The 7390-nt window shown below is 57.4% G+C and carries 6 protein-coding genes and 1 pseudogene; all 7 read right to left on the bottom strand.

Going from position 1 to position 7390, the window contains the following annotated elements; all coding sequences use genetic code 11:
* The coding region (locus BMX62_RS13335) for a helix-turn-helix domain-containing protein (RefSeq protein ID WP_338011482.1) at positions 1-133 on the bottom strand (133 nt) is incomplete at its 3' end.
* Positions 109-246, bottom strand: a pseudogene (locus BMX62_RS12780) (transposase); the annotation flags it as partial. The pseudogene BMX62_RS12780 and the gene BMX62_RS13335, both read right to left, overlap by 25 nt.
* A gap of 27 nt (positions 247-273) precedes the next feature.
* Entirely contained in the window at positions 274-768 is a 495-nt protein-coding gene (locus BMX62_RS12210) for a DUF2442 domain-containing protein (protein ID WP_090209519.1), read from the bottom strand.
* Between the two features lie 146 nt (positions 769-914).
* On the bottom strand, positions 915-1610 hold the full coding sequence (locus BMX62_RS12215) for a class I SAM-dependent methyltransferase (protein WP_090209522.1): 696 nt from the start codon (positions 1608-1610) through the stop codon (positions 915-917).
* Complete coding sequence (locus BMX62_RS12220) at positions 1610-2407, bottom strand: SapC family protein (RefSeq protein ID WP_090209526.1); 798 nt, start codon at positions 2405-2407, stop codon at positions 1610-1612. Before BMX62_RS12220 ends, BMX62_RS12215 begins: the two co-directional genes overlap by 1 nt.
* A gap of 4 nt (positions 2408-2411) precedes the next feature.
* Positions 2412-3803: a tetratricopeptide repeat protein gene (locus BMX62_RS12225; protein ID WP_090209529.1), complete on the bottom strand. Its 1392-nt coding sequence runs from the start codon at positions 3801-3803 to the stop codon at positions 2412-2414.
* Between the two features lie 97 nt (positions 3804-3900).
* On the bottom strand, positions 3901-7390 hold a 3490-nt coding region (locus BMX62_RS12920), incomplete at its 5' end, for a PT domain-containing protein (protein WP_162273546.1).

Consider the following 7390-nt stretch of genomic DNA (forward strand, 5'->3'; position numbering starts at 1 on the left):
CAAAGCGCACCGCGCCGAACTGGCAGTTCAGAAATGCCGCCTGTTCGGTCGTGGGGTAGATGCGTATCTTTGTGGCCTTCAGCATGTCAGTGCTCACTGCTACATGTATCCGCGTTTGGTGGGATGCACACATCGGCCCAGTGTCTCCACCAGTTCCAGATAATCCCCCCAGGCAAACGGCACCGCCCAGGACTCCCGCCCGGTGGCATCAAAGGGCATCAGGGGTGCAATAGCAAGAGACGCCAATACAAAGTGGGTGTCCCCTAGAATCCATCAGGCGTGAGCAGCGGCGTACTCGCGCGCGGTTGGCAAAGTACGCGGCAGTGTCTTCGCATTCGGGCGCGTAGCTTCCCAGCCCAAGCAGGCCAGCCAGATGGAACGCGGGATGGCTTTGCGTGCGGTGCGGTAGTAGCTCACCATGCGGCGGCTGATACCCAGTGCTTCGGCAGCCGTGGTCAGCGACAGACCGTTACGATGCATCCATTCACCAAACATCTCGTGACTGACTTCCCCAGCCTGCTCCTTAGCCCACGCATAGACGTTGTCCTCACCAAATTCGGTATCGAACCATTCGATGCCGCCTCCCCACTCGGCGATATGCACACGCCCAAAAACCTCGGCATCAAGGATAGGGGCGAGTGCCGGGATATTGCGCAGGATCTCGCCAACATCGACTTCCAGCACTTCACCCGTGCTCCAGGTCGTGCGCAAACGATAAGGCGCCAAAGCCTCAACAACCTCCAGTTTCGGGAAAAAGTACTCGCTCATGGACAGCTCAAGTCTCCGCGAAAACAGGGGAAAACACGCTTCACATAATGCGCATGATGCGAACCACCCACAATACCCGACCAAAACAGTCAAGAGTGCCTGTCCCTCATTTCCTGGCATGAGTGCATGACCACGCAGCACGCATCCTATCTCTGCAAAACAACCCGCGCCACCACAGGATCTTCAGCGCCAAATCTCGCCAGGCCGTTGCGTTCCTCAAAATGGATTTCCTTCCAGCCCAGCCGCTTAACCTTCTGACAAAATGCCGCCGTGTCAATAAAACGCCGATAATGATCCGTCCAGCGTTCCGTCGGACTCAGAACCTCTCCAAGCTGCATCAGTGGGTCTTGGGTGGTACGAAATTCATGCAGCATCAACCCATTCTGCGGTAAATATTGCCCCGCAAAGGCCAAGAGTTGATCCTCCAATACCTCGGGGATGGCATGCAGAAAAAACCGCGAATACACCACGTTGACACGATCTTCGCCATCAAACCAAACGGGATGCAGCGCAGGCAGCGTGTTGATTTGCTTCACGTCGAGGGCCTGAAACCGGGGCGACTGTCCCTCCCGCTGGCGGGATCGCTCAAACGCAATGTTATTGCGAATTGCCACCTCACAGCCGTCGATTGCCAGCAGAGCCAACCCATGTCCAGCAAAGGCGAAGGTGTCGCGACCATTGCCACAGCCCAGTTCAAGCATCCGCTGCCCCGATGTCAGGTGATGCTGCATACACCACCGCGCAAAGGGTGATGGTTCGTGGCGCAGGGCATGGGTGGTATAAAAGTGTTGCCAGAAAGCACTGGTCTGGTCGGCCACATCACGGCTGAATTCACTGGCCATCAGAAATCAAACTTCAAGGTTTCTTTGTCACCTTCACCAAACAAACCGTCAAGCTGGGCATCCAGCTCGCGCCGTTTGCTGTCGTAGGCCACTTGCATGGAGGTGGTCTGCTGCAGGTACTTGATGCGCGCGCGTGAAAGCAGGTGGGCATAGGCGAGTACCAGGGCACCCTGGTCGCGCAATCGGGCCAAGGTCTCGGCCGGTAACTGGTTCAGACGCGCTTCGTCAATCCCATAAAAGCCTTGCAGGGTACGTTCTTCCTCGCCTTCTTGCACCCGGATCGGCCACGGCTGGATCAGCCCGGCATCCCACAGGTGCTGGCAGACCTGCCGGGTACGGGTTTGCCCAACAGCCATCTGTTTCCAGAACTCCAATACCGGAAGTAGCGCCTCGCTCGGCTGGGCCTGGTCGTCGAACAGCGGGGTCACGCTGTCGGCGCTCAGGTCATCGGCCAGGGTAGCCTCATCTACGCACAGCAGGTGTTCGTGTGGCTTGTGCGGGTGGGGAACGGCGACAAAGGGGTAACTGCGCACCAGAGCGGGCACATAGGCAGATGCCCAGCGCCCATCGGCAGTGACATAGCTGTTGCGACCGGGCATCACGGAAAGCAGCGCCATCAGGCGCACCTGCTCCTCTTGGACCATGAACCCCAACGGGTAGGCGGTCATCGCATCGCTGAGCTCGGCATAGGCCAACTCAATGGCCATCTCACGCTCGGCAAACAGGTAGTTGCTATAGCGGCGATAGCCTCGGTGCTGCAGGGTATCGGGATTCAGCGGTAAAAGATTTTGATACATGGTGTTAGTCCTTGGCGGCAGCCCTGGCAGGTGGGACGGGGAACCACGCTTGTGGATAGTCGCGTTCCAATTGCTGGCGTAATTTATTGATCAGGCTGTCCTCGGTGATCTGCTGCAGTTGCAGGCAGTAGCCGTGTGCCTTCTTCCAGTTTTGATCACTGAGTGCGCTGAGCAGGCGGTTGTAACCAAAGCACAGGCCCAGCGGTCGGGATTCAGGGGATAGATTGGGACTGAGCAGGCAGGAATCCCAGTTGGCATCCGGAATCTGCCAGTTTGGCCCGTAGACCTCCGCCAGATGCGGGGCGGCGGGTTCGGGGGCTTGAAAGGTGGCCCCGGCATACGCCAGGGGGACGAGGGTGAAGGGGCGAAAGCGCCAGGTCAGCGGTTGGCTGCCTTTGACAAAGCCCATCTCGATGTGCTGATCGGTCTTCTTGGCAAAAAAGAAGTCGATGGTGATGCCGGTGGCGATGTGGCCCACGGTGGCGTACCACAGGGGTTCATTCTGGCGATAGCTGTCCAATTGCGGGCAGGCAAAGCCATGATGCAGCAGCGCCTCAATCAGTGGCAGGCGTGGGGTTTTCCAGGGCAAGCCGACATCCATATCCTTGTCGTGGGGCAGTAATTCACCATCACGATGGATGCCTAAAAAGGTACCGAAGGCGAGAAAAAAGGGTACTTTTAAAGCACCCAGTGCCTGATGCAGGGCCAATAGCGCGGTGCGGGCGGCACTGACATCCATGTAGTCCTTCGGTGGCGACGCACCCGTGGTGGGGTGGCGCATGATCTGCTGCACACCCTTTCGAAAGGCGGCCTGGGCTTCCTCCAGACGATCGGTGTTCATCAATACGTTGCCGAGTTGGTTGAAATCATCGGCACGGCGGCGGGACTTCACCAACGCCTCGATCAGGGGTTCGGCCTCGGTGTACCGCTCGGTGTGCAGCAGATAGGCGATATAGAGTTCGTTCAGCCCCGGGGCATTGGGGTGGGCACTGCGCAGCTCGGTAAACAACGGCCCCAATGACGACCAGCGATGGGCGGCAATCATCACCTTGATCTGCACCAAGCGCACCGCCAATTCATTCGGTGCCAGCATCACCGCACGGGCGATGTCACCCAAGGCAGATTGATAATCACGCAGGGCCGCCGCGCACAAGGCGGCATTGGCCAGGGTCTCGGGCGTATCCGGTTGCACCGCCAAAGAGCGACGCAAAGCGGCCAGCGCCGGGGCATGTTGCCCGGTGTTGAGCAGACATTTGCCCAGCACATTCAAAAGGGTCGGCTCCCTGGGGTGAGACTGGATCAGTCCCTGCAACAGCGGGATGGCCTCAGCCCAGCGCCCCTGGTTCAACAGGCGGGTGAGCGCCGTGTCCGGCGGTGTGGACTTGGCAACGGGCATCAGTGTCCTCACGGGTTAATAAAAAAAACCCCACCCCTTGTGGGGGGCGGGGCTTGGTTCAAGCCGAGATCACCCAGCGAACTGGGTGATTGATCGGTTAGCTTGTCACACCATCAATGTTTTGATGAACAAGCAAGGTGTTCGTGTTAACAATACCAACCAAGGTCACTTCATCTGCCGTGATGGTGGTATCACCATTGTTGGTAACGTAATACACCTCGGTTCTATCAGTACCCCTTACCAACAAGACAGCCTTGGCATTTGCTGCGGCACCCGCCGTGGAGAGGAAGCCGCTGCCAGAACCGACGAACAACTCACCAAAATTAGCACCGCCGAAGTCCTTGTTTGTGATGGCGGTATTTGCGTCAATCCGATAAACCGTATTGTTGGCGATTGCCGCTCCTGGATTACTTGCATCCCCCAACACTGATGCAGATGCAGGCGTAATGAAGGCGTTGAAGTTCAAAATATCTGCACTTGCACTCCCACCAACGAAGCCGTTGATGGTATTTAGCCCAGTCTTGCCCGCATCGTTGAAGAAGATCTTGTCGCTTGCGTTTTGGGCTGCTCTCAAGTTAACCGTATCGTCGTACTGGCTCAGGCGGATCTCAGAAAGAGCCGTGGCTGCTCCTGCATTAATGGTGATCAACTTATCAGTCGTAGCACCGGTCATCACCAGTTCGCTCAAATCTACCTTGGTTGCTACGCCAGCGGTGTTGGTCAGACCACCAACGATCAGCGTATCCGTCCCAGTATCACCCAGCGCAATCGTGCCCTTGATCTTGGAGGTTTCAGCCGCTGTAGAGGTAATCACCACCGCATCGTTCTTGATACCACCAGTGTAGTTCAGGGTGTGCTCCGTGCCATTGGCCACGAAGGTCACACTGTTGTCACCCAGGTTCGCGCCCTTGACGGTGGCGGTCTCGGCAGTGACTGTGGTGGTATTACCAAAACTAGCGCCAGTCAGACCGCTAGCAATCACCGCACTGGCATCAATGTTGACGTTCTTGGCAGTCGCACCGGCGATATCCAGCGTACCGTTGTTGGCGCCAAAGGTCATCGTTACCGTGCCATCGGCAATCGCATCGTTGACTGACGCAACACCCAATTTCACACCACCCGTCACCCCAGCAGCATCCACGGTAATGGTGCGGCTTGCAGCAGTTGTAATCGTTCCGGTCTCTAACCCAGCCTTCAAGCCGGATGCAGTCAGCGTGATGTTCTTGTCATTGTCCGTTGTACCCAGAGCACCCAGCGTAACCTTCGCATCGTTCCCAGCGCCACTCAGCTCAATGGAACTGATGCCGGTCATCTTGGTATTGAGGTTGGTATCAAGGTCAACCGCCTTGGCCGCGCTGACAATCAGGGTTTCCAGGCCAGAGAGATGACTTGGCCCCGCCGCAAAATCAAAAGTGCCCTTTGTGGCCAAATTAAGGAACTGCAACTCCGGAGTATTCAGATTGACGGTGGAATCAGCATCGGCCGTGATGTTGGCCGAGGTCACCTTGGCCATATCGAAGGTAGCCCCAGTCAGCTTGCCCGCCGCATTCACCTCAAGCGAGGTAGCCTTGGCAGCAGAAATGGTACCGCCAAAGTTAGTCTGCTCCGCCGCCGGTGTCGCTGCATTCTTGCCACTGGCACTGTTGAAGGACACCGTATCTGCATTACCGACGGTGACAATACCGTTGTAGTTGGTATATGCCCCCTGATTGATGGTCACGTCATTGACGTTGGTCGCGATCAATCTGGTGTCCATCGCCGTGGCGGTCTTGGCCGTCACGTCGGCAGCCGCCGCCGTGGTGTTAAATGTCACGCTACCGGCATTGGTGTAAGTAACAGTTTTATTGCTATTATTGTCAGCACCATCCAACTCAACGGTCAGATCGGCATTGGGCAATCCGGACAGGGTGACATCTCCCTTAGATTCGCTGACCACCACCTTGGACAGATCAGAGACATTGGCGCCGGAGAGAATGACACCGCCTACACCAGCCGCAACATCAATGGTCTCAAACCCACTGACCGCCGCCGGAGCAATGGTGCCGGTACCCGACAGCTTGAGGGTGTTGCCCGAGCCGCCAGTGGTAAAGCTGGCATTGCCTGTGATACCCCCAATACCCACGCTGAGGGTATCGCTGCCCTCACCGCCCTTGACATTAGCGAGCACACCACCGGTCACTGCGGTCAAATTAGCGGTGATACCGCCGGTGTTCTCGGAACCATCGAAGCTGGTCACACCCGTGGCCACCGCACTGATATCGACTTTGCCGTCGCCCTTGACCGCCAGGGTCTTGCTGGCCGCACCCGCGAGATTGACAAAGTTATCGCCTGCCGCATCAACAGTCAGATGCTCAATACCCGAAGCAGCCACAGTCACATAGGTGTTATTACCCGTCTCCGTAGCTTTCACCTTACCCACATTGCTGACGCCCAGTGTCAGCGCATCTTCGGCGCCCTTCACTGCGTCGGTGGTAAAGCCGATGGTGGCATTGCCAGAAGCCTGATCGTTCACATTAACGGTGATGCCGGCTTCCGCCAGGTTGGACAGAGAGATGGCACCCTTGGCGGCATTCAGCACATAGGTCTCAACACCTTCCGCCTTGGTGGCCGAGAAGGTACGCAGGGTGCTGCCCTCATTGGTCAGCTCCACGGTCTCCACATTCTTCAGGTAACCGTCGCCACTGAAGCCGGTGAAGCTGGCATCCATCGCCACCTTGAGGGTGTCGTTACCTTCACCACCGTCGATCTGATCAGCCGGGTTCAGCGTGCGCTCGCTGGACACGGCAGAGGTCTTACCGATGATGGTGTCATCGTTCTCGGTACCTTCAATGACATCGGCACCTGCAGTGAGCGTGAAAGTCTCACCCTTAACTCCCCAGCCATAATCCGCCCCATTGGTCGCCCCTTCAACAAAAGCAACCTGCTCCGGATTCAGGGTACCCAGCGAACCGGCGGGATCCGTCAGCGTATAGGACTGAGCGTCGGTCACCACCGACTCTTCTGCCACGGCCCACAGATGGGCAAAGGTATCGGCCAGGGCATACTCGCCATCGAAGTTCTCCAGTGCGCTCAGGCTGTTGGCCTGATCCACAGTGACGGCATCATCAGTGATGCTCAGGGCATTGGCACCGGTCACCACAAGCTCATCTGTGGCATCGAGAATATTGGCCGCAGTGTCTTCGATATTCCAGACAAACAGCACATCGATATCCAGGGCTTCGGTGTTTTCCGCACCGGCCAGGATGGCTACAACGGCATCACGAGTGGCCTGAGCCTCTGCAACGCTTGCTGTTGCCTCCAGGCTCACTTCAGGATCGATACTGTACACCTCTGGCAGTTCCTGGTCTTCGTCAGCCACAATGGCCAGGGCCTCTTCGAGGGTGTAATCGCCCGGCTCTTCGCCCGGATCTTCGGTAGGCTCATCCGTCGGCGCATCGGTAGGCTCATCCGTCGGCGCATCGGTAGGCTCATCCTGATCCACACCATAATCCGCCGCATTGGTTGCCCCGGTGACGATAGCCAGTTCGTCCTCGGACAGGTCATCCAGGTTCAGCTCGGCATCGGTCAGGGTATAGGCAGTAGCCCCC

Origin of the sequence: Ectothiorhodospira magna (assembly GCF_900110965.1) — a bacterium.
GTDB classification, from domain to species: Bacteria; Pseudomonadota; Gammaproteobacteria; order Ectothiorhodospirales; family Ectothiorhodospiraceae; genus Ectothiorhodospira; species Ectothiorhodospira magna.

What these genes read in the sequence shown, in the direction of transcription:
- BMX62_RS12215 (WP_090209522.1), bottom strand. Translation starts at nt 1,610, where the DNA reads ATGGCCAGTGAATTCAGCCGTGATGTGGCCGACCAGACCAGTGCTTTC.
- BMX62_RS12225 (WP_090209529.1), bottom strand. Translation starts at nt 3,803, where the DNA reads ATGCCCGTTGCCAAGTCCACACCGCCGGACACGGCGCTCACCCGCCTG.
- BMX62_RS12210 (WP_090209519.1), bottom strand. Translation starts at nt 768, where the DNA reads ATGAGCGAGTACTTTTTCCCGAAACTGGAGGTTGTTGAGGCTTTGGCG.
- BMX62_RS12220 (WP_090209526.1), bottom strand. Translation starts at nt 2,407, where the DNA reads ATGTATCAAAATCTTTTACCGCTGAATCCCGATACCCTGCAGCACCGA.